Raw genomic sequence first — 21,127 nt, forward strand, 5'->3', positions numbered from 1 at the left:
ACCGGGACGGGCGAACCCGCGACGATCAGCCGATGGGTGACGGCCCTCAGCCCGGGTAGACCTCCAACCCGGACAGCTGGGCGGCCGGCCACGCGGAGTTGGCCGTCGCGGTCACCCGCAGGTAGCGGGCCTGGGTCGGCGTGCACGTCACAGTCACCACGTTGCCGGCGGCCGGGTCGAACGTGCGGGCGGCGGCGCCGGCGAGGGTGGTGAACGCCGAGCCGTTCGTACTCCCGGTGATCGCCAAGGTCTGGGTGCGGGCGCCCCACGCCGGCGGCAGCCGCAGGACGAACCGGCCGACCGGCGCCGCCGTCCCCAGGTCCACCTGCACCCACTGCGGGAAGGCGTTGTTGGCGCTCTCCCAGTAGGTGTCGGCGTCGCCGTCCACCGTGTTGCCCGGCGCGTAGTTCTGGACATATCCGCTCGCGGTGGTCGATCGGCCGCGGGCCAGGTCGGTGCTCGGCGGGGGCGTGCTGTCGCCGTACACCTCGAATTGGCCGAGCTGGGCCGCCGGCCAGCCGGAGTTGGCCGCGAAGCTCAGCCGGAGGAATCTCGCCGAGGTGGCGCTCAGCGTGATGGTCGCGGTGTTGCCGGTGGCCGGATCGAAGACGATGCCGGCGTTGCCGGCGGCGGTGGTCCAGGTGGTGCCGTCGCCGCCGGCTTGGACGGCGATCGTCTGGGTACGCCGTTCCCAGCCGGCCGGCAGACGCAGGACGACCCTGGTCACCGAGCGGGTGGCACCCAGATCTACCGAGAGCCACTGCGGCAACGCGCCGCTCGACTCCCAGTAACTGCCGGCGTTGCCGTCGACCGCGTTGGCCGCCGCGTAGGAACCGTTGACACTGCTGGCGCTCACCGCCCGCCCGGCGGCCAGGTCGCCCCCGGTGGTGGGGGTGGTGGTGGGCGGGGTCGGACGGGTCGCGGTCAGGGCGAGCTGCCCCTTCAGCATCCGGCCGCCGTCGGTGGTGAGGCGCAGATAGTAGTCGGCCGAGCAGAACGTGCCGTCCTCGTCGAGGGCCCGGATGCCGCTGCCCGCCGGCACCGACGCGGCGGTCTCGGCCGTCTTGGCGATCTGGTTGCCCTCGTTGTACTCGTCGAACATGGACACGTAGAGGCCCTGGGCGCCCAGGCGGACCATGTTGTAGAGGCTGCGCCAGTAGAAGTCGCCGTGCCGCCGATGTCCGGCGGACAGGTCGCCGGGCAGCGCACACGGCTGGTAATCGATGCCGTGGGCGTTGCAGTCGGCCTGATCGGGCGTGTTGACGTTGGTGTAGAACCAGTCGAGGCCGTCCAGATCACCGGTGCGGCCCACCATCCACGGCGAGATCATGTCGAACGCGTGGTAGACGTCGAGGTAACCGGCGCGGCTGTCGTTCCTGCCCTCGCGCCAGTAGGTCGGCACGCCGCCGATCACGTAGCAGCCCTGGGCCTTGAGCCAGTTGACGACGTCCAGGCAGGCGGCCGGGGGGAAGGTGTGGTTCTCGTCGGCGAAGCCGAAACCCCAGACGCAGACGACCGGTTTGCCGTTCTGCCGGGCGTACGCCGCCGACGCGGTGTGCGCCGACATCTTGGCTGTCCAGTCGGCCTTGAGCTCGGACTGCATGTTCGCCCAGCCACTGACGTCGTACATGATGTAGAACTTCCGGCCGGTTGCCTCGGCGGCGGCCCGGACCTTCTGGGCCATGGCGTCGCGGGTGGGGCCCTCGTCGCCGACCGGGTTGAAGCGTTGCAGGGCGGCGGTGTCGACGCCGTAGGCGCGCATCCAGCCGAAGTGGGTGTCCACGGTCTGCTGGTCGTAGGAGGAGAACAGCGCGGCCGGGCGGCCGTCGCCGAGATTCGGGTAGGCCGTGGGATAGGTGTGCGTGTAGTCGCGGACGTCCGGCCAGGAGACGATCGTCGTGTTGCCGGTCGAGGGCGGCTGGAAGCGGTCGCGGCTCCAATGCCACCAGCCGCCGATCGGGGCGCCGTCACCGGGGCAGGCGAACCACCCCTGATAGCCGACGCTGATCTTGCCGACGACGTCGCCGGGCGGGGACGCGGCACCGGCCGCGGTTTGGGACAACAGGGCGGCGGCCGGGGAAAGAGCCGCCGCGGACAGCAGGGTGCGCCTGGTCAGGGGCATGGGGGACTCCTGGTGATCCGGTTGGGGATGGGGACGGATCGAGGGTCATGGTGGCAGCGCCGGTCACATGAACGCAATAGTTGAACTAAGTTACGCAATTTTTGGATAGCCCAGAATGGAGGCGTGACTGAACTGGGGCGGGTCTTCAACGAGGTGCCGGAGCTCTACGACCGGGCACGACCCGGCTATCCGGCCGAACTGTTCGCCGACCTGGCCGACCTCGACGGGCTCGGACCGGAGACGGCGGTGCTGGAGGTCGGCGCCGGAACCGGTCACGCCACCATTCCGCTGGCCGGCCTCGGCTGCCGGATCACCGCCCTCGAACCCGGCGCCGACCTGGCCGCGCACGCCCGGCGCAAGCTCGCCAACTACCCCGACGTCACGGTGGAGAACTCGACCTTCGAGGAATGGGACGACCGGGGCCGGCGCTTCGACGCCGTGGTGGCCGCCTCGTCGTGGCACTGGGTCGACCCCGCCGTCGGCTGGGCCCGAGCCCACCGACTGCTGAAACCCGGCGGCCGGTTGGCCCTGCTGAGCAACGTCGTGGTCCGGCGCGAGGACGAGCCCGAGGTGTACGCGGAAACGGCCGACCTGCACGAACTGTTCGCCCCCGGCGATCCCGACTGGGGGCACCCGCCGCTGGCGGAGCAGGCGCGCACCGCCGGTTTCGACTGGTCCCCGCTGTTCGAGCCGGCGACGGTGCGCTGGTACCCGACCGTCCAGTGGCTCGACGGCGCCGGTTTCGCCGACCTGCAGCGCACCAATTCCCCGTACCGGAAACTGGATCCCGCCGTCCGTGAGCCGTTGCTCGACGCCATCGCCGAGCGCATCCGGACCCGCCTGGGCGACCGGGTCGCCCGCCGCTACCTGAGCGTGCTGCGCGTGGGCCGGCGCGCCTGACCGCCCGCGGGGGGCTCGGCGTCCGGCGGGGTGCCGGACGCCGAGCCGGGGCGTCACCGGGTCAGATGCCGGGGGAGGAACTCGTTGTCCACGCCGACCCAGCGGATGGTCCGATGGTCGCCCGGGTTGGCGTGCAGGGTCTTCTCGGTCGAGGCGAACGCGTCGAACAACTCGCACGCGGACCGGCGGTCCACGTGTTCGTCGTCCCAGGGCAGCAGGAACTGGACCGGGACCGTGATCCGGCGGGCGGCTTCGAGCTGTGCGTCGTACACGAAGAAGCCGCCGCCGAAGATCGCCGCTCGGATCCGGGGGTCGGCGGCCGTCAGCGGGACGCCGATCGCCGTGCCCAGCGTGATGCCGCCGCCATAACCGATCGGCGCCCGCGGGCCGATCTCCGGCAGTTGCTGAAGCGCGTCGATGGTCGCCCGCCACTCCGGGACGGCCCGTTCCACCAGGGAAGAGGCATATCGGATGGTGGCCGTCCGGAAGCGCTCCGGATCGCCGGCCGACTGGCGCAACTCGGCGCGGGCCTGCTCGTCGTCGGCTGTGCGCGGCCGGTCGCCGTGGCCGGGAGCGTCGATGGCGGCCACGTGGAAACCGCACCGGAGCACGGCGTCGTGCGCCCGAGCCACCTGGGCGGGGGTCTTCTTGTGCTGGCCGCCGCCGTGACCCATCAGGACCAGGGGCGCGTGCTCGGTGGCGGAGACGGGCGACCAGAGAACACCCGGGATCTCGCCGAGCCGGAAGTCGCGTTCGACGATGCCGTTCGAGGAGGTTGACGCGGTGAAGTGCATGGTGTGCCTTTCGGGAGTCCATGGCGCTCCCGGCGACACCTGCGTCAGTCGCCCAGCCGTGACCTGAGGGGGAGCACCCACGTGCGTACAGCGGTCATGGGTCTCACCTCCTTCGGTTGCGTCACGCTCCAGGAAAGCTAGCAGGATCGAACTCGGCGTGGGGGATCGGCTCGCCGACATATCGCGGGCCCCACATGCGCCGCGGCCCAACCACCCTGATCCCGGCGACCTCATCGACAGCCGGCGCCCGGCGGAGCGGTTCCATCAGCCAGGCGCGGGCGGCGGTCGCCACCGATTCGTCGCGGTCCTCGGCCAGCACCTGATAGACCGGCCGGGTGGCGCCGGGCCCGTTGGCCAGCCACCACCGAACATTCACGGAGCGGTCACGCGCCAAGAGCATCAGGTCTTCCTCGAGAATCTCCCAGCCGTGCACGCTCTTCGCCTCCGAGACGGCCGAGCGCACCTGGGCGGCGGGGTCGCTCACCAGGCGGTGGCGTTGCTCGGCGGTGGTGTCGGCGTTGAAGCCGGCGGCGCGGCGAACCTTCGGATCGGGGTCGGCGAACAGGCTCTCGAGAGTCCGGGGGCTGTCGGTCCGTTCCGCCAGCGCGGCGCGGACCTCGGCCGAGGTGTCGTGCAGCAAGAGGTCGATCACCTCGTCCTCGAGCCCGAGCCGCTGCGCCAGGATGTATCGCATGTCCTTGTCGTCCGAGCGGGCGGCGGCCAGCCGGACGGCCAGGCCGTGATCCGGGCCGTCGAGCCGTTTCGCGGGATCGATGCCCGGGTTGTCCAGCACGGTCCAGCGGACCGACCAATGCGGGTCGGTCAGCAGCACGATGAGGATGTCCGGCGGGCAGCCTGGGTTGCGGGCCAGGCATTCCCGGGTCTGCCGGTCGCTGTCGTGCACGAGCGTGCGCAACGCTTCCGGCGGGGTGTCGGGCCGGCCGGCGACGACCCGGCGGACCGATCGGGACGGGTCCGCGGCGAGATCGGCGAGCGCCGACGGGGTCGCGGCAGGATCGGCGGCCGCCGCCACCCGCGCCCGCACAGTTGTCATGATCGACAGCCTAGGTAACGTGTCCACCCGCGCGAACGTAGATCACATTGGGCTTGCCGTCGCCCACGGCCCGGCGCTGGGTCTCGAACAGCGACGTCGCGGTCACGAGGTCGGAGAGCTTCGCATAACCGTACGTGCGGGGGTCGAAGTCCGGTCGCTGCTTCACGATGATGTTGCCGACGTAGGCCAGCGGCGCCCACCCGTCGTCGTCGGAAGCGGCGTTCACGGCGTCGCGCAGCAGGGTCGTCACCGAGGCCAGCGACTTGGGCTCGGCCGCCGCGGGCACGGCCGGGCTCTGCAGGTTCTCGGTGTAGATGAACTTGTCGCACGCCGAGACGAACGGTTTCGGGGTCTTGCGCTCGCCGAAGCCGTAGACGGTCAGGCCGGACTCGCGCAGGCGGGCGGCCAGCCGGGTGAAGTCGCTGTCGCTGGAAACCAGGCAGAAGCCGTCGAACCGCCCGGTGTAGAGCAGGTCCATCGCGTCGATGATCAGGGCCGAGTCGGTGGCGTTCTTGCCGGTTGTGTAGGCGAACTGCTGGATCGGCTGGATCGACTGGGCGAGCAGTTGCTCCTTCCAGCCGCGCAGCGAGGTGCCGGTCCAGTCGCCGTAGGCGCGCTTGACGTTCGCCGTGCCGTACTTGGCGATCTCGGCAAGCAGTGCGGGCCCGATCCCGGGCGGGGCGTTGTCGGCGTCGATCAGGACCGCCAGCCTCGCTGTGGTGTCGCCGTCCATGACGATCACCGTACCGCGAGGTCAAGCTCGGCCTGCTCGGCGCCACGTCGGAGGTCCGGCGACGAGAACGCTCGCCGAGCGTGGCCCATCGATCAGCTTTTCGGGCGCAGCCGCAGGCCGTGCATGCCGCCGTCGACGGCCAGTGAGGTGCCGGTCGTGGCCGCCGCCAGCGGGCTGGCCAGGTAGGCGATCGCGGCCGCCACCTCGTCGGCGCTGACCAGGCGGCCACTGGGCTGGCGGGCTTCGAGGGCGGCGCGTTCGGCCTCGGGGTCGTCGGCCTTGGCCAGCAGGCGGCCGACCCAGGGGGTGTCGGCGGTGCCCGGGTTGACGCAGTTGACCCGGATGCCCTCGGGCAGGTGGTCGGCGGCCATCGCGAGGGTCAACGACAGCACGGCGCCCTTGGTGGTCGAGTAGAGGGCCCGTTGCGGCAGGCCGGCGGTGGCGGCGATCGACGAGACGTTGACGATCGCGGCGTTCGAGGACCTTCGCAGGTAGGGCAGCGCGGCCCGGGTGGTGCGGACCATGCCCTGCACGTTCACGTCGAAGACGCGCGCCCACTCGGCGTCGTCGTTGTCCTCGACCGTGCCCTGTGCGCCGATGCCGGCGTTGTTGACGACCAGGTCGAGGCCGCCGAACGTGTCGGCCGCCGCGGCGACGGCGGCCCGGATCGACTGGTCGTCGGTGACGTCCGCGCGGATGCCGACGAGCGGTTCGCCCACCTCGGGATTGAGGTCCAGGCAGGCCACCCGGGCGCCACGGGCGGCAAGCAGGGTGGCGGTGGCCAGCCCGATTCCGGAGGCACCACCGGTGACGATGGCGGCGAGTCCGTCGAATTCGCTCATCTGCTGCTCCTGGGATCGGCGTGCACCTTCGGGGCGCCGCCCGGCGGGCGCCGGCCGGCGAAGACATCCACGATCTCATCGAGTGTCACGGTGGCGGCGACCAGCGGGCGGGGGTCGACCGAGCCGTTGGCGTAGGCCTCGATGGCGCCGTCCAGGCCGGCCGAGGCGCCGAGGATGCCGACCGCTGTCACGTCCTTGAGCACCAGGTCGCGGGTGTCGATCGCACTCGGCGACACGGACAGACCGATATAGACGACCCGGCGGCCCGGTTCGACGCGGTCGAGTGCGAACGGCGGCATCTCGGCCCCCGTCGACGCGTCGACGACACCGTCCCAGGGCAGGTCGGGCCGGGTGTCCCGGGTCCAGCAGCGGTCGAACCCCAGCGACCTCGGCAGCTCCAGGTCGGTCTCGCCGCGGCCGATCAGGTGCACCTGGGCGCCGCCGGCGCGGGCGAACATGGCGACGAGCAGTCCGATCGTGCCGGTGCCGAGCACCAGCAGCCGCTCGCCGGGGCTCAACTGCGCCGCCTCGACGCAGCGCAGGGCGTTGCCACCCGGCTCGACCATCGCCCCGAGCGTCGGGTCGACCGTGTCGGGCAGGGCGTGCAGATAGTCGGCCGGCACCGCGACCTGCTCGGCGAGCGCCCCCGGCAGGCCGTCCCGGATGCCCAGCTCGTACCGCTGCTCGCAGACCCAGTGCCGGCCCTGCCGGCAGCGGCGGCAGTGACCGCAACCGATCATCGTGTCGCCGGTGACCCGGCGCCCCGTCCAGCTCTCGTCGACCCCGGTGCCGACCGCCGTCACCGTGCCGCACCACTCGTGGCCGGGCCGCAGCGGATAGGTCGACGCTCCGGTGTGCAGATAGCTCATCTCGCCGCTGAAAAGCTCCATGTCGGTGCCGCACACGCCGACCCGCTCGACATCGACCACCACCTGACCCTCGGCGGGTGTCGGTGGCGGAACGTCTTGCACCTCGGCCTTGCCGGGGCCGGTGAGGACGAGGGCACGCATCAGCGGGGGCCGATCACGTTCTGCCGCGCGGTGCCGAGGTGTTCGATGCTGAGCTCGACCACGTCGCCCGCCCGCAGCCACACCTGCGGCCGCAGACCCATGCCGACGCCCGGCGGGGTGCCGGTGTTGATCAGGTCCCCGGGCTCCAGAACCATGAACTGGCTCAGGTGGTGGACGATGACATAGGGATCGAAGATCATCGTCTGGGTGTTGCCGGTCTGCCGCCGCACCCCGTTGACGTCGAGTGTCATGTCGAGGTCGAGCACGTCGGGGATCTCGTCCGGCGTCGCCAGCCACGGTCCGGCCGGGTTGAACGTCTCGGCCGACTTGCCCTTGCTCCACTGGCCGCCGCGCTCCATCTGGAAGGTGCGCTCGCTGACGTCGTTGACCAGCACATAACCGGCGATCGCCGCCTTCGCGTCGGCGGGGGAGGCCAGGTAGGAGGTGCGGCCGCCGATGACGATGCCGAGCTCGACCTCCCAGTCGGTCTTGTCGGAGCCGCGCGGGATGCGGATGTCGTCGTTCGGCCCGACGAGCGTGTTGGGCGACTTGGTGAACAGGATCGGCTCGGCGGGCACGGCCTGGCCGGTCTCGGCCGCGTGGTCGCGGTAGTTGAGGCCGATGCAGAGGATCTGATGCGGGCGGGCGATCGGCGCCCCGATCCGCTGCTCGCCGAACTCCTGCGTCTCGCCGGCCGCGATCCGCTCGGCGACCGGCTCGGCCAGCTGCCGGATGCCGCCACCGCCGAAGAAGCTCTCGTCGAAATCGGTCACCAGATCGGACACGTCGACGTAGGAGCGGTCGTCGACCCGGACGACGGGCTTTTCGGCGCCGGGGGCGCCGACACGCATGAGATGCACGAGATCTCCGATGTCAGAGGGCGGGATTCCAGTACGGGGTGGGCAGGCCGGTCGCACCGACCCGGGCGGTGAAGACGCGGCCCGAATCCGGGTGCTTCGCCAGCTCCTCGGCGGACATGTTCTCCGTCGCGGTGGTGATGACCAGCACGTCGAGATCAGGACCGGCGAACGACACGCTCGTGGGTTGCGGAGCACTCAGCTCGATGACGCCGAACAGGGTGCCGCCGGGGCTGCGGCACTCGACCCGGCCGGCGCCGTGCACCGCGATCCACAGGTTGCCGTCGCTGTCGGCGCACATGCCGTCGGGCAGTCCGCCGGTGACCTCGAGCAGGTCGCGCCGCTCGCCACCGGGATAGTCGCGAACCCGCACCTTCCGGGCGGTCGAGTCGATGCTGTAGAGCGCGTTGCCGTCCGGTGCCCAGGCCAGGCCGTTGGAGAGGGTCAGGTCGCTGTCGATCGTGGCGCAGCCGCCGCCCTCGAGCCGCACCAGCAGCTCCGCACCGGTGCGATCGTCGAGCGCCATGCTGCCCACCAGGAAGCGGCCGGTCGGGTCGACCGCGCCGTCGTTGAGGCGGCTGCCGCAGCCGGCCGGCAGCACCCGGGCGACATGGGTGCGCGCGCCGTCGGGGTCGACCCGGGTCAGGGTCTCGCGCTCGGCCACCAGCAGCGCCCCGTCGGCCGCGACCGCGACGGCGGTGGCGACCCCGTCGAACTCCCAGGTGTCGGTCACCTCGAACGGGTCGAGACGGCCGGCGAACACCTTGCCGGCGAGGATGTCCACCCAGAGCAGGCGCTGGCGCTCCGCGTCCCAGAGCGGGCCCTCGCCCAGCTCGTAACGGTCCGGGCTGACCGGGATGGCTTCCGGTGCGGGGCTCACGGCAACTCCTGTCCGGCCACGATCGCGCGGATCGCGGGCACGTCGGCGACCAACTTCTCGATCGGGGTGCGATAGGCGAGGCCACTGATGCTGATCGCGCCGCTCGGCGCGGTCGGCGAGGTCAGATAGGCCGGGACCGCCAGGCAGTTCACCCCCGGTTCGTTCTCCTGATCATCCACCCCGAAACCACGCTCGTGGGTGATTCGCAGCTCGTCCCAGAGCTGTCCGGCGGTGGCGACCGAGCGGGGGGTCGGGGTGTCCAGCTCGCTGTCGCCCACCCACGCCTGGACCGCCTGGGCGCTGGTCAGCTCGAAGGAGAGCAGCAGCTTGCCGACCGCCGTGGTATGGGCCGGGTTGCGGCCGCCGACCATCGACGTGAGCCGCACGGCGCCGCTCGGTGGGTCGAGTTTCGACCGGTAGACCACCGACCGGCCGTCGAGCGTCGCGTAGTGGACGGTCTCGCCGTAGCGCTCGCAGAGCGCCTCCAGCACCGGCAGCACCCGCAGGTGGTCGGGGCGCGCCTCGTGGTGCGTGAACGCGAGGCGCAGGAACTCGTCGCCCAGCACATAACGCCCGTAGCCGTCCTGGGTCGCGAAGCCGGCCCGGCGCAGCGCCGCGAGGCACCGGTGGACAGTCGGTTTCGGGCTGGCCATCGCGCGCGCCATGTCCTCCAGCCCGACCCCCTGCGGGTGCCGGGCCAGCTCGGCCAGCACGGCCAGCACACGGTCGGCGCCGACGAGGCGGCTGTCGGGCTCGGTCACGTTCCGGATGCTAGACCTTCGTTCCATCTGGAGGAAAGTCCTATCTTCCCCCCGTCGTCTGGGTCTACGGTCCGAACATGACCCAGAGGCGAAGCACCGGCTGGTACGGCGGTGACGACCGGAACAGCTACATCCATCGAGCCTGGATGCGCCGCGGCCTGCCCGCCGACGCGTTCGACGGCGAGCGCCCGCACATCGCGATGGCCAACACCGCCTCCGACCTGACCCCGTGCAACGCGCATCTCAACGAGGTGGCCCGCAGCGTGGCCGACGGCATCCACGCGGCCGGCGGCATCGCCCTCAACCTGCCGGTGGTCTCCATCGGCGAGACGCTCGTCAAACCGACAGCCATGCTGTGGCGCAACATGGCCGCGATGGCCATCGAGGAGATGCTGCGGGCCAACCCGATCGACGGCGTCGTCCTGCTCGGCGGCTGCGACAAGACCATCCCGGCGCTGCTCATGGCGGCCTCCTCGGTCGACATCCCGGCCGTCGTCGTCCCCGGCGGGCCGATGCTCACCGGCACCTTCCGCGGCGTGCCGATCGGGTGCGGCACCGGCGTCTGGCAGCTGTCCGAGGAGGTCCGGGCGGGCACGCTGAGCGCGGCCGAGTTCCGCCGCTCGGAGTCCGCCATGATCCGCAGCCGGGGCCACTGCAACACGATGGGCACGGCCTCGACGATGGGCCTGCTCGCCGAGGTGCTCGGGATGACCCTGCCCGGCATCGCCGGCACCCCGGCACCCGACAGCCGCCTGCTCGAGGCGGCCCACGAGACCGGTGTCCTGGCCGTCCGGATGGTCGACGCGGAGACCCGGCCCAGCCAGGTCCTGAGCCGGGCGAGCTTCCTCAACGCGATCGTCGCCCTCGCCGCGATCGGCGGCTCCACCAACGCCGTCGTGCATCTGCTCGCCATCGCCGGGCGGCTCGGCATCGAGCTCACCCAGGACGACTTCGACCGGGTCGGTTCCGGCGTCCCGCTGCTCGTCGACCTCCAGCCGGCCGGCCGTTTCCTGATGGACGACCTCTACCGCGCCGGGGGCCTGCTCGCCGTCCTCCGCGAGGTGCGTGACCTGCTCGACCCGGCCGCGCTGACGGTCACCGGCCGCCCGCTCGTGGACTATCTCGACGACGCCCAGGTCTACGACCGTGAGGTGATCCGCGCCCGGGAGGAGCCGCTGCAGCCCGAGGCCGGCATCGCGGTGCTCTACGGCAACCTCGCCCCCGGCGGCGCGGTGATCAAACCGGCCGCCGCGTCACCGGAGCTGCTGTCGCACCGAGGCCCGGCCGTGGTGTTCGACTCGATCGAAGATCTGCACGCCCGCCTCGACGATCCCGATCTCGACGTCACGCCCGACTCGGTGCTGGTTCTGCGCGGCTGCGGTCCCCGGGGCTATCCCGGCATGCCCGAGGTCTCCAACACGCCGCTGCCGCGCAAGCTGCTCGAGCTGGGCGTGCGTGACATGGTGCGGATCAGCGACGGGCGGATGAGCGGCACCGCCTACGGAACGGTCGTCCTGCACGTCACGCCCGAGGCCGCCGCCGGCGGACCGCTCGCCAAGGTGCGCACCGGCGACATGATCGTGCTCGACGTCGCGAAGCGGCGCCTCGACGTGGAGATCACCGATGAGGAGCTCGCTGCCCGCGCACCGTCCGCCGAGGCCGCAGCCGCCTATGCGGCGCCCACCCGCGGGTGGGAAAAGCTCTACGTGAACACGGTCGGCCCGGCCAGCACCGGTGCCGACTGCGACTTCCTCGCCGGCTCGAGCGGCTGGCAGGTCTCCCGGGAGTCGCACTGATGCGCACCGCCGTTGTCACCGGAGGCTGCAGCGGCATCGGCGCGGCCGTGACAACGAGGCTCTCCGCCGACGGCGTCAAGGTGCTCACCCTCGATCTTGCCGAAGGCGCCGACCTGCGGCTCGACGTCACCGACGCGACCGCGGTCCGGGCGGCGGCCGCCCGGGTCGGCGCGGTCGACATCCTGGTCAACTCGGCCGGCGTCGTCGGGCCCGCGGCCCCGCTGTGGGAGATCCCGATCGACGGCTGGACGCGGACATTCGCGGTGAACGTGAACGGCACCTTCAACGCCTGTCAGGCCTTCGTCCCCGGCATGATCGCGGCCGGCTGGGGACGGATCGTCAACATCGCCAGCATGGCGGGCAAGGACGGTAACCCCAACATGTCGCCCTATTCGGCGTCCAAGGCCGCCGTCATCGCCCTCACCAAGTCGCTCGGCAAGGAGCTGGCCACCACCGGGGTGCTCGCCAACGCGATCGCCCCGGCCGTCATCGAGACGCCGATGAACGCCGACACCGCCCCCGAGGCCCTCGCGCACATCACCGGTCTCATCCCGATGCGCCGCGTCGGGCAACCGGCGGAGGTGGCCGAGCTGATCGCCTGGCTCTGCTCGGACAAGGTCAGCTTCTCCACCGGCGCGGTCTACGACATCAGCGGAGGCCGTGCCAGCTACTGAGGGGCCGCGGCGACGCGAGAGTGGTAAAGCTGGGCATATGACGATTCGCCTGGGATACCAGATCCCGAACTTCACCTATCCGGACAAGCCTGTCGAGCAGATCTTCGACTCGGTGGTCGCTCAGGCCCGGGAAGCGGAGGCGGCCGGGTTCGACACCGTCCTGGTGATGGACCACTTCTACCAGCTGCCCGGCATCGGCACTCCGGACCAGCCGATGCTCGAGGCATACACGACGCTGGGCGCACTGGCCACGGCCACCGAGAACATCCAGCTGTCGACGCTGGTCACCGGCAACACCTACCGCAACCCGCCGATGCTCGCCAAGACCGTCACCACTCTCGACATGGTCTCGCACGGCCGCGCCATCCTCGGCCTCGGTGCCGGGTGGTTCGAGCGGGAGCACAACGACTTCGGCTACGAGTTCGGCACGTTCACCGACCGGTTCGAGCGCCTCGAGGAGGCGCTCAACATCATCGCCCCGATGCTGCGAGGCGAGAACCCGACCGTGACCGGCAAGTGGTACAAGGTCGAGAACGCGATGAACAACCCGCGCTACCGCTCCCAGATCCCGATCATGCTGGGCGGCTCGGGCGAGAAGAAGACGTTCCGGCTGGCCGCCCACTTCGCCGATCACATGAACATCATCTGCGACAAGGCCGACATCCCGAAGAAGCTGGCCGCGCTGCGGCAGCGCTGCGAGGAGGCCGGCCGCGACCCGGCGACGCTGCCCACCAGCTACCTCGCCATGACGGTTCCGGTCGAGTCCGAGGAGGAGGCGAAGCGGATCCTCGACACGGTTCCGGCCGACCGGCAGAGTCGCGTCTTCATCGGTACGCCCGCCCAGATCGCCGAGCAGCTGCACAGCGACGTCATCGAGCCGGGCATCACCGGCCTGACCATCAACATGGTGCGCAACGGTCACGTGCCGGGCGCCGTGGCGGCGGCGGGTGAGGCGCTCAAGCCGCTGGTCTCGTAACCGGGCGGGGCGGGGCAGAATACTTCGAAGTTCATCGCTAGGGTGGCTCCCTGCAAGTCGTCGCGTACGGGGAGCCCTCTTCAATGTCTTTGCGCAGTCTCGGCCGCCTCGGCGTGGCCGCACTCGTCATTGCCGGCGCCCTCGGCATCGCCGCGGCGCCGGCCCTCGCGGCCGACGTCGACCTCAGCCTCAGCGTCACCGGGACCACGATCGCGCAATCCAACTTCGGTAAGCACCTCACGATCGACCTGGTCAACCGCGGCACGACGAAGCCGGCCAAGGCGTCCCTGATCCTCGACACGTCCGAGGTGGACGCGTCGAAGGCGTCGGTCACCTACGACGGTCCGGGCTGCACCAGCGCCGGGAAGATCCGCACCTGCCCGCTCAGCGAGACCTCCATCCCCGGTCCCGGCGCCACCAAGCACTTCTGGGTGCAGGTCGACCTCGTCCCGAATACCAGTCAAGGCTCGGCCGGCAAGATCACCGCGTCGATCAAGGCCGACGGTGACGCGACGACCGCCAACGACATCACCACCGTCGAGTTGAAGGTCGGGAGCCGGGGGCCGGACATCAAGGTCTATGCCGACGACGTCACCGCGCGGGCCGAGAACGGCGCGATCACCCCGGACCCGGTCGTCCCTGGCAAGATCACCACGCTGCCGGTGTTCGTCTCCAACGAGGGCGTCAAGACCGCCCAGGGCATCAAAGTGTCGATCAAGTTGCCCGAGCACGCCGTGTTCGTCATGGACAAGCTGTTCGACGGGTGTTTCCTCAGTGCCGATCGCCGCACCGTGGACTGTGCGATGAGTCAGTACAACCTGCGACCGCGCCTCGTGACCGACAGCGTCCCCACCGGCTGGAGCATCGACCTCTACTTCGACGTGCAGGTGGCAACGGACGCGGTCGGACCGATCCTCCGTGGTGGCGTGGTTTCCGCCGGATACATCTCGCCCGACTACGGCGACGTCGACTCCACCGACGACTCCGACACGTTCGTGGTCATGGTCGCGGGCCCTGCCGGCACCGCCTCGCCGTCGCCGTCGGCGTCCGCCTCGGCTTCGCCCTCGGCCACCTCCGCCTCGGCTTCGCCCTCGGCCACCTCCGCCTCGCCCTCCGCCTCGCCGTCGCGGTCGGCCTCGGCGAGCGTCACCCCGGCCGCGAGCGGCCGGGGCGGTGGCGGCCTGGCGATCACCGGCCCGACCGGAATGGTCACCGGTGGCACCGGACTTGCCCTGGTAATGGTGGGTACCGCCCTTGTCGTGGCGACCCGCCGGCGACGGGCCGACATCGAACACTGACAGTATTCGTACGTTCGCATCTGGCCGGGCCCACGGGTCCGGCCAGTACCATGTCCGGGTGTTGTCCCCCGGAGCCGTGCTCAGCGAGCGCTACCAACTGACCGAGCGCATCGCCGCCGGCGGCATGGGTGAGGTGTGGCGCGGCACCGATCTGCTGCTGCACCGCCCGGTCGCGGTGAAGGTGCTGCTGCCCGGTCTCGCGGCCGACGCCGGCCTCATCGCCCGGTTCCGCACCGAGGCCCAGATGATGGCCTCGCTGCGCCACCCGGGCATCGTGCAGGTGTACGACTTCGGCAAGAGCGACGACGGCAGCCTCGACTACCTGGTCATGGAGTTCATCGAGGGCACCTCCCTCGCGAACCGGATCGAGGAGGCCGGCAAACTCGGTGCGGCCGAGACGGTGGCGATCGTCGGCCAGGTCGCCGACGCCCTGCGCGCCGCGCACGAGGCGGGCATCATCCACCGCGACGTCAAACCCAGCAACCTTCTGGTACGCCCCGGCGGAGCGCTCGTCCTCGTCGACTTCGGGGTTGCCCGCTCGACCACCGGTGCCGGCCTGACAAGCACCAACGTCGTGATGGGTTCAGCCCACTACATGGCCCCGGAGCAGGCCGAAGGCAAACCGGTGACACCCGCCACCGACGTGTACGCCCTGGGCGCCGTGGCCTACACCTGCCTGATGGGCCGCCCGCCCTACGTGGGCGACAACCCCCTGCAGGTGATCGCCCAACTGATCGTCGCCGACCCGCCCACGCTCCCGTTCGACGTCCCCCCGCAGGTCGCCGCCGTAGTGCTGCGAGCCCTCGACAAGGACCCCACCGCCCGCCACCAGAGCGCCGCCGCCTTCGCCGCCGCCGCCCGCGTCGCGCTCACCGGCCAGGGCCCGTCCCGCCGCATGCCCCCGACCTCCCAGCTGCCGGCCCAGCCCGCGACCCCGATTTCCCGCTCCTCGACCCCGCTCGGCGGTCCGAGCTCCGGGGGTCAGAAAGCCGGCGCGGGCAGCGGAGCCATGGGAGACGGCAGCCCGCAGGGATCGGGCTCACTCGCCGCCGGCGAGCGGAGGCTGGGATCCGGTAACAGCTGGGATACCGCAGTCCGGTTCGAAGGCGAGGGCCGGTTCGAAGACGAGGGCCGGTTCGAAGACGAGGGCCGGTTCGAAGACGAGGGCCGGTTCGAAGGCGAGGGCTGGGGCGGAGGCCAGGGCTGGGGCGGAGGCCGGGGCGAGGGCGAAGGTAGGGCCGCGACCGGCAGCGGCGGCAACCGGAGCCCAGGATCCGCCAGTGGTGCGAGTGCAGCCGCCAGTGGTGCGAGTGCAGCCACCAGTGGTGCAAGTGCAGCCACCAGTGGTGCGAGTTCAGCCGCAGACGTCGCGGGCGTCGAAAGGGGTAATCGGAGCCTAGGATCCGGCACCGGGGCGCTTGGCAGTTCTGGCGGATCGGGCAGTTCTGGCGGCTCGGGCAGTTCTGGCGGCTCGGGCGGTTTTGGCGGCTCGGGCGGTTTTGGCGGCTCGGGCACTGCTGGCGACTCGAGTGCCGGCGGCTCGGGCCCTGGGGGAGCAGGCACGACGGGGCGGCGGCGCAAGCGGGTGCTTGTCGCGGGGGCGGCGGTGCTTGTGGCTGTGGCGGCGGTCGGGGTTGGGCTGGCGGTGCGGTCGGGGCCCAGTCCGGCGCAGGGGCGGCCGCCCGGGGCGGAGCGGATCGGCGTGCCGAACTTCGGGGGTGGGGGCGGGCCGGGGGAGCGGAAGCCGATCATCGCGCCCACGTTCACGTCGGGGCGGGCGGTTCCGGGGGCCAGTTCGAGTGCGTCCGGGCGTACGTCAGCCGGCAGTTTGCCTCCGGCGACTAAACCGGTAGGCGGGGCAACCAGCGCAACCGGCGGGGTGGATCCCGGGGTGGAGCCGTCGGAGACGGTGACGCCGGCGCCGGTCACGAATCCTTACACGGCGCGTTCGGTGTGTGGCGGCGCCTTCGTGGCGATCGACCAGGCGGCGTTGAAGGACGCGGACGGAACGTTGCTGGGGCGGGTTCATCTGCTCTACAACGCGGCGAACCGGAAGAACTGCGTGGTGACGCTCAAGGCGACTGATGTCGGCGTGGCGACGCCCGCTCTCGCCTACCTGGAGCCGGCCGGGGGCGCGCGGGTCAGCGACGGGGGGAACTTCCAGTACTACGCCGGGCCGGTCAAGGCGAAAGCGGGTGCGACCTGCGTGAAGTGGGGTGGGTCGATCGGCGACGTCGGCTTCGACAGTCCGCTCGAGCACTGCGAATAGCTTGCGCGAGGCGGTTCCCGAAGCCGGCCGAAGCCGGCCGAGGACTGCTCAAGAACCGAACCGCGACAGGCGGAACCGGGCGGAACCGAACGATGACTCCCGCACCACGAGTTCGGGGGCGACGAGGATGCCGCGCGCGGGGCGGCGGTCGCCGTCGAGCAGCCGGGAGACGATGAGTTCCACCGCGACGCGGCCGACGTGGTTCTTGGGTGGGCGGACGGCGGTCAGCGGTGGTTCGCCGAGGTGGGCGATCTCGTCGTCGTAGGAGATCAGCGCCAGGTCTTCGGGGATGCGGATGCCGTCCTCGGCGCAGACCTGGGCGACCGCCATGGCATGCGGATCGCTGTGCACGATGAGGGCGGTCGGCCCGCCGCGCTGGGCGAGGAAGGAGCGGATCGTTCGCCGGTCGGCCGGGTCGTCGAGAACCACCGGCGGGTGATCGTGCGGGAAGGCGGCCGTTCGCCACGCCTGCGACAGATAGGCGGAGGTGGGACTTCCGCGGGACAGCAGCAGGCCGATCCGGTCGTGGCCGCTCTCGTGCAGGTGATGCACGGCCATCTCCAGGCCGAGGGCGTGGTCGCTGCGCACCCATTCGACCTGCCGGGACGCCGAGGTCCAGCGGCGGGGCTGGCGTTCGACGAGCACCGCCGGCACCGGCAGGCGGCCGATCCAGTCGATCATCGCGTCGTCGCCGTCGAGGCTGGGGGCCAGCAGGAGGCCGCGCACCTCGCCGGCCTCGATCAGCCGGCCGATCTGCCGGCGGTCCTCGTCGGGATCATAGGTGGAGCCGCGCAGTTGAACTGTCACGCCGAGCGCGGCGGCGGCGGCCCGGGCGCCGCCGACCACCGGGGGCCAGTAGAAGTCGAGGGACGGCACGACCATGCCGACGGTCAGGGCGGTGGTGGAGCGGGAGCGGCCGGCCGGCCGGGACCGCAGCGGCAGGGTGGCGCCACCGTGCACCCGGGTGAGAAGGTTGCGGGCGGCCAGGGCGGCGATGTCGCGGCGGATGGTCAGCTCGCTGACGCCGAGCTCGCGGGCCAGTTCGCTGACGCGGACGGCGCCGTGCTGGTGCAGTTCGCTCATCAGGCGCTCGTGGCGCTGCACCTGGAAGAGGGTCACGGCGCGCTCCCAAATGTTTCGTGAACGTTAACATAGCGCCTGTCGCATAGATGGTCAACGATGTGCGATTGGTTTCGGTCGTGAACGTTTCATGGCGCCGGAGGCCGGATCTCGGTTACCAACAGAACATGAGATGGCGACTCGTGGCGGCCCTCGTGCTGGCCTCCGTGCTTGTGGCGCCGGTGCCGGCCCTGGCGGCGGCGGTCACCGTTACCAACGGCACTCAGTTCACCGACACCTCCGGCGCCGGCGTGCACGCGCACGGCGGGGGCGTGTTGCAGGTGGGCTCCTACTACTACTGGTTCGGCGAGAACCGGAACAGCAACGACACATTCAAGGCGGTGTCCGCCTACCGGTCCACCGACCTCAAGACCTGGGAGTTCCGCGGCAACGTGCTGACCCAGTCGTCGGCGTCGGAGTTGCAGAACGCCAAGATCGAGCGACCCAAGGTCATCTACAACGCGTCGACCGGCAAATACGTGATGTGGATGCACAAGGAGAACGGCTCGGACTACAACGAGGCCAGGGCCGCGGTGGCGGTGTCGTCGACGGTCGACGGGACCTACACCTACCAGGGCAGTTTCCGGCCCAACGGCACCTACATGTCGCGGGACATCACGTTGTTCAACGACAACGGGACCGCGTACATGATCTCGGCGGCCAACGAGAACTACGATCTGATGATCTACCGGCTGAACGCCGAGTACACCGGGATAGCCGCGGTCGTCGGCAACTTCTGGCCGGGCGGCCATCGGGAGGCGCCGGCGCTGTTCAAGCGGGGCGGCACCTACTTCATGCTGACCTCCGCGGCCACCGGCTGGAGCCCCAACCAGGCTCAGTACGCGACGGCCGCCAGCATCTCCGGGCCGTGGACCGGCTGGGCCAACGTGGGCGACTCGACGACATTCGCCTCCCAGCCCGCCTATGTGCTGCCGATCCAGGGAACCACCACGACCAGCTACCTCTACCTGGGTGACCGGTGGGCGGGGGCGAGCGGCGGGCCGGTCAACAACTCGACGTACGTCTGGCTCCCGATCGCCTTCCCGTCGGCGACGAGCATGAGCCTGAGCTGGTCGCCGACCGTCACGATCGACACCGAGACCGGCACCGTCACCGGCAGCACCGCCGCCTACTACCGCATCACCAACCGCAACAGCGGCAAGGTGATGGACGCGGTGAACGCCTCGACCGCCAACAACGTCGAGATCAAGCAGTACGGCTGGAACGGCGGCGGCAACCAGAAGTGGGACTTCCAGGACGCGGGCGGCGGTTATCTGCGCCTCGTCAACCAGAACAGCGGCAAGTGCCTGGACGTGTCCGGCGCGTCGACGGCGGACGGCGCCAACATCATCCAGTACACCTGTGGCGGCGGCACCAACCAGCAATGGCAGTGGGCCGCGACCGGAAGTTACTACCAGTTGAAGGCGCGGCACAGCGGCAAGTGCCTCGACGTGGTCGCCTCGAGCACCGCTGACGGCGCCGACATCCAGCAGTACACCTGCGGCTCCGGCACCAACCAGCAGTGGAGCCGGACCGCGTCCTGAGACCGGGACCGCCGGAGCGGGAGGTCCCGCCCGCTCCGGCCGTACCCCCGCTAGGGTGAACTGGATCGCACCGCACCTATCCGGCGAACCGAAGACTCCGAATCACCCTTATGACCGAGCAAAGCGCGAGCCGACATCTCTCCGTGGTCCCGGGTAGTCCCGGCGAGACCGACTTGCTCAGCGCTGTGGCGCGGGGTGACGAGAGGGCGTTCGCGAAGCTGTACGACCTCGTCGCTCCCCGGGTATACGGCCTGGTCAGGCGCGTTCTTCGGGACCCTGGGCAGTCCGAGGAGGTCGTCCAGGAGGTCCTTGTCGAGGTGTGGCGCACGGCCGCCCGGTTCGATCCGGCGCGCGGCTCGGCCACCTCGTGGGTCTTCACCATCGCGCACCGCCGGGCCGTGGACCGGGCCCGCTCGGAGCAGGCGTCGGCCAACCGGCTGCTGCGCACCGGCAGTGCCTCGATCGACACGCCCTACGACGCGGTGGCCGACGAGGTGGCCGGCCGACTCGAGCGCCAGCAGGTGCGCCACTGCCTGGACGGGCTCACCGAGTTGCAGCGCCAGGCCGTGACCCTCGCCTATTACCAGGGCAACTCGTACCCGCAGGTGGCGGAGTTGGTCGGCGCCTCGCTGACCACCGTCAAGGCGCGGATGCGAGACGGATTGAGCCGACTGCGGGACTGCCTGGGAGCGGGGGTGCGAGCATGACCGCCGACATTCACGCGCTGCTCGGCGCGTACGTCTTGGATGCCGTTGATGATCTTGAGCGGGTCGCTTTCGAGCGGCACCTGCGCGAGTGCGCGGACTGCCGGGCCGAGACCGACGAGCTGCACATGGCGGCCGCCCGGCTGGCCGACGCGACCTGGTCGGTGCCGCCGCCGCGGCTGCGGGCGACCGTGCTCTCGCAGATCGCGTCGACCCGCCAGCTTCCGCCGGTCCAGCCGAGCGTGCCGGTCCGGCCGTCCACCTCGAGCTGGCGGCGTCTCGCCGCCGCCGCAGCCGCGGTGGTCGTGGTGAGTGGGTCCGTCGCGGTCATCCAGGAGCAGCGGGTACGCGATGAGCGAGCGTCCGCCCAGCAGGCCCGGTCCGCCGAGGCCCGCATCCAGGCCGTGCTCACCGCCCCCGACCTGACCGTTCGCGAGCAGGCCCTGACCGGCGGCGGCAAGGTGACCGTGGCGATGTCCACGCTGCACGGCGCCGGCGTCATCATGCTCGCCGCCTCCTCCGCGCCGGTCGACGGCAACGTCTACCAGCTGTGGACCCTGCGGGGCGGCACGCCCGCCAACGCCGGGGTGCTCGAGCCGGGGCAGACGGCGTCCGTGCGGATCGTCGAGAACATGGTGGGCGTCTCCGACGTCGGCGTGACGGTGGAACCACCACACGGGTCAGTTCGGCCGACCACCGACATGATCGCCGATTTGAAATTAATCTGATCTCCGACCTATCCGCGGGCCGCTTAGCTCCGAATTACTGATGTTAGCCCGATAGATGGAGGTTGG

Annotated in this window: 19 protein-coding genes; 9 read left to right on the forward strand and 10 right to left on the reverse strand. The window is 70.8% G+C overall.

The features are described 5' to 3' along the window. Nucleotides 1-46: 46 nt before the first annotated feature. Entirely contained in the window at nt 47-2,122 is a 2,076-nt protein-coding gene (locus Afe05nite_RS13930) for a galactose-binding domain-containing protein (RefSeq protein ID WP_203817489.1), read from the reverse strand. A 123-nt stretch (nt 2,123-2,245) separates the two neighbouring features. Here Afe05nite_RS13930 and Afe05nite_RS13935 point away from each other — a divergent pair, with 123 nt between their 5' ends. Then, complete coding sequence (locus Afe05nite_RS13935; RefSeq protein WP_203817490.1) at nt 2,246-3,022, forward strand: class I SAM-dependent methyltransferase; 777 nt, start codon at nt 2,246-2,248, stop codon at nt 3,020-3,022. 53 nt (nt 3,023-3,075) lie between these two features. On the opposite strand, the gene Afe05nite_RS13940 is transcribed toward Afe05nite_RS13935, so the two are convergent. The 8 genes from Afe05nite_RS13940 to Afe05nite_RS13975 form a co-directional block, all read right to left on the reverse strand. After that, entirely contained in the window at nt 3,076-3,816 is a 741-nt protein-coding gene (locus tag Afe05nite_RS13940) for an alpha/beta hydrolase (protein ID WP_203817491.1), read from the reverse strand. 121 nt (nt 3,817-3,937) lie between these two features. Then, on the reverse strand, nt 3,938-4,870 hold the full coding sequence (locus Afe05nite_RS13945) for a HEAT repeat domain-containing protein (protein WP_203817492.1): 933 nt from the start codon (nt 4,868-4,870) through the stop codon (nt 3,938-3,940). Nucleotides 4,871-4,880: 10 nt separating this feature from the next. After that, nucleotides 4,881-5,603 (reverse strand): NYN domain-containing protein, encoded by a 723-nt coding sequence (locus Afe05nite_RS13950; RefSeq protein ID WP_203817493.1) that lies wholly within the window; start codon nt 5,601-5,603, stop codon nt 4,881-4,883. A gap of 92 nt (nt 5,604-5,695) precedes the next feature. Further along, on the reverse strand, nt 5,696-6,445 hold the full coding sequence (locus Afe05nite_RS13955) for an SDR family NAD(P)-dependent oxidoreductase (protein ID WP_203817494.1): 750 nt from the start codon (nt 6,443-6,445) through the stop codon (nt 5,696-5,698). Beyond that, a complete protein-coding gene (locus tag Afe05nite_RS13960; RefSeq protein WP_203817495.1) occupies nt 6,442-7,455 on the reverse strand; it encodes a zinc-dependent alcohol dehydrogenase in 1,014 nt (337 codons plus the stop codon). Before Afe05nite_RS13960 ends, Afe05nite_RS13955 begins: the two co-directional genes overlap by 4 nt. Beyond that, nucleotides 7,455-8,306 (reverse strand): fumarylacetoacetate hydrolase family protein, encoded by an 852-nt coding sequence (locus tag Afe05nite_RS13965; RefSeq protein WP_438868161.1) that lies wholly within the window; start codon nt 8,304-8,306, stop codon nt 7,455-7,457. Before Afe05nite_RS13965 ends, Afe05nite_RS13960 begins: the two co-directional genes overlap by 1 nt. Nucleotides 8,307-8,328: 22 nt before the next feature. Next, nucleotides 8,329-9,192: an SMP-30/gluconolactonase/LRE family protein gene (locus Afe05nite_RS13970; protein ID WP_203817497.1), complete on the reverse strand. Its 864-nt coding sequence runs from the start codon at nt 9,190-9,192 to the stop codon at nt 8,329-8,331. After that, nucleotides 9,189-9,953 (reverse strand): IclR family transcriptional regulator, encoded by a 765-nt coding sequence (locus tag Afe05nite_RS13975; protein ID WP_203817498.1) that lies wholly within the window; start codon nt 9,951-9,953, stop codon nt 9,189-9,191. Before Afe05nite_RS13975 ends, Afe05nite_RS13970 begins: the two co-directional genes overlap by 4 nt. Nucleotides 9,954-10,030: 77 nt before the next feature. On the opposite strand from Afe05nite_RS13975, the gene Afe05nite_RS13980 reads away from it, so the two are divergent. The 5 genes from Afe05nite_RS13980 to Afe05nite_RS44825 all read left to right on the forward strand — a co-directional run bounded on the left by Afe05nite_RS13980 (nt 10,031) and on the right by Afe05nite_RS44825 (nt 16,966). After that, nucleotides 10,031-11,749: a dihydroxy-acid dehydratase gene (locus Afe05nite_RS13980; protein WP_203817499.1), complete on the forward strand. Its 1,719-nt coding sequence runs from the start codon at nt 10,031-10,033 to the stop codon at nt 11,747-11,749. Beyond that, on the forward strand, nt 11,749-12,423 hold the full coding sequence (locus Afe05nite_RS13985; protein ID WP_239117804.1) for an SDR family NAD(P)-dependent oxidoreductase: 675 nt from the start codon (nt 11,749-11,751) through the stop codon (nt 12,421-12,423). Before Afe05nite_RS13980 ends, Afe05nite_RS13985 begins: the two co-directional genes overlap by 1 nt. A gap of 37 nt (nt 12,424-12,460) precedes the next feature. Beyond that, nucleotides 12,461-13,399, forward strand: coding sequence for an LLM class F420-dependent oxidoreductase (locus Afe05nite_RS13990; protein ID WP_203817500.1), 939 nt, complete (start codon nt 12,461-12,463; stop codon nt 13,397-13,399). A gap of 83 nt (nt 13,400-13,482) precedes the next feature. Then, nucleotides 13,483-14,697, forward strand: coding sequence for a hypothetical protein (locus tag Afe05nite_RS13995; protein WP_203817501.1), 1,215 nt, complete (start codon nt 13,483-13,485; stop codon nt 14,695-14,697). Between the two features lie 58 nt (nt 14,698-14,755). Further along, nucleotides 14,756-16,966, forward strand: a complete 2,211-nt coding sequence (locus Afe05nite_RS44825; RefSeq protein ID WP_203817502.1) for a serine/threonine-protein kinase — start codon at nt 14,756-14,758, stop codon at nt 16,964-16,966. Nucleotides 16,967-17,014: 48 nt separating this feature from the next. Here Afe05nite_RS44825 and Afe05nite_RS14005 read toward each other — a convergent pair whose 3' ends face one another. Further along, entirely contained in the window at nt 17,015-18,085 is a 1,071-nt protein-coding gene (locus tag Afe05nite_RS14005; RefSeq protein WP_239117805.1) for a LacI family DNA-binding transcriptional regulator, read from the reverse strand. A 128-nt stretch (nt 18,086-18,213) separates the two neighbouring features. Here Afe05nite_RS14005 and Afe05nite_RS14010 point away from each other — a divergent pair, with 128 nt between their 5' ends. From Afe05nite_RS14010 to Afe05nite_RS14020, 3 genes are all read left to right on the forward strand, one after another. Further along, nucleotides 18,214-19,629, forward strand: a complete 1,416-nt coding sequence (locus Afe05nite_RS14010) for an RICIN domain-containing protein (protein ID WP_203817503.1) — start codon at nt 18,214-18,216, stop codon at nt 19,627-19,629. Between the two features lie 110 nt (nt 19,630-19,739). Next, nucleotides 19,740-20,336, forward strand: coding sequence for an ECF RNA polymerase sigma factor SigK (gene sigK / locus Afe05nite_RS14015; protein WP_203817504.1), 597 nt, complete (start codon nt 19,740-19,742; stop codon nt 20,334-20,336). After that, the gene (locus tag Afe05nite_RS14020; protein ID WP_203817505.1) at nt 20,333-21,061 is read left to right on the forward strand and encodes an anti-sigma factor; all 729 of its coding nucleotides are present in this window, start codon (nt 20,333-20,335) and stop codon (nt 21,059-21,061) included. The genes sigK and Afe05nite_RS14020 overlap by 4 nt, the downstream gene beginning before the upstream one ends. Nucleotides 21,062-21,127: the final 66 nt, after the last annotated feature.

The sequence above is a fragment of the Paractinoplanes ferrugineus genome (assembly GCF_016862195.1).
In the GTDB taxonomy this organism is placed as follows: Bacteria; Actinomycetota; Actinomycetes; order Mycobacteriales; family Micromonosporaceae; genus Actinoplanes; species Actinoplanes ferrugineus.

Coding starts and splice junctions, on each gene's coding strand:
- Afe05nite_RS13930 (WP_203817489.1), bottom strand. CDS start 2,122: ATGCCCCTGACCAGGCGCACCCTGCTGTCCGCGGCGGCTCTTTCCCCG.
- Afe05nite_RS13940 (WP_203817491.1), bottom strand. CDS start 3,816: ATGCACTTCACCGCGTCAACCTCCTCGAACGGCATCGTCGAACGCGAC.
- Afe05nite_RS13945 (WP_203817492.1), bottom strand. CDS start 4,870: ATGACAACTGTGCGGGCGCGGGTGGCGGCGGCCGCCGATCCTGCCGCG.
- Afe05nite_RS13950 (WP_203817493.1), bottom strand. CDS start 5,603: ATGGACGGCGACACCACAGCGAGGCTGGCGGTCCTGATCGACGCCGAC.
- Afe05nite_RS13955 (WP_203817494.1), bottom strand. CDS start 6,445: ATGAGCGAATTCGACGGACTCGCCGCCATCGTCACCGGTGGTGCCTCC.
- Afe05nite_RS13960 (WP_203817495.1), bottom strand. CDS start 7,455: ATGCGTGCCCTCGTCCTCACCGGCCCCGGCAAGGCCGAGGTGCAAGAC.
- Afe05nite_RS13965 (WP_438868161.1), bottom strand. CDS start 8,306: ATGCGTGTCGGCGCCCCCGGCGCCGAAAAGCCCGTCGTCCGGGTCGAC.
- Afe05nite_RS13980 (WP_203817499.1), top strand. CDS start 10,031: ATGACCCAGAGGCGAAGCACCGGCTGGTACGGCGGTGACGACCGGAAC.
- Afe05nite_RS13985 (WP_239117804.1), top strand. CDS start 11,749: ATGCGCACCGCCGTTGTCACCGGAGGCTGCAGCGGCATCGGCGCGGCC.
- Afe05nite_RS13990 (WP_203817500.1), top strand. CDS start 12,461: ATGACGATTCGCCTGGGATACCAGATCCCGAACTTCACCTATCCGGAC.
- Afe05nite_RS13995 (WP_203817501.1), top strand. CDS start 13,483: ATGTCTTTGCGCAGTCTCGGCCGCCTCGGCGTGGCCGCACTCGTCATT.
- Afe05nite_RS14010 (WP_203817503.1), top strand. CDS start 18,214: ATGAGATGGCGACTCGTGGCGGCCCTCGTGCTGGCCTCCGTGCTTGTG.
- sigK (WP_203817504.1), top strand. CDS start 19,740: ATGACCGAGCAAAGCGCGAGCCGACATCTCTCCGTGGTCCCGGGTAGT.
- Afe05nite_RS14020 (WP_203817505.1), top strand. CDS start 20,333: ATGACCGCCGACATTCACGCGCTGCTCGGCGCGTACGTCTTGGATGCC.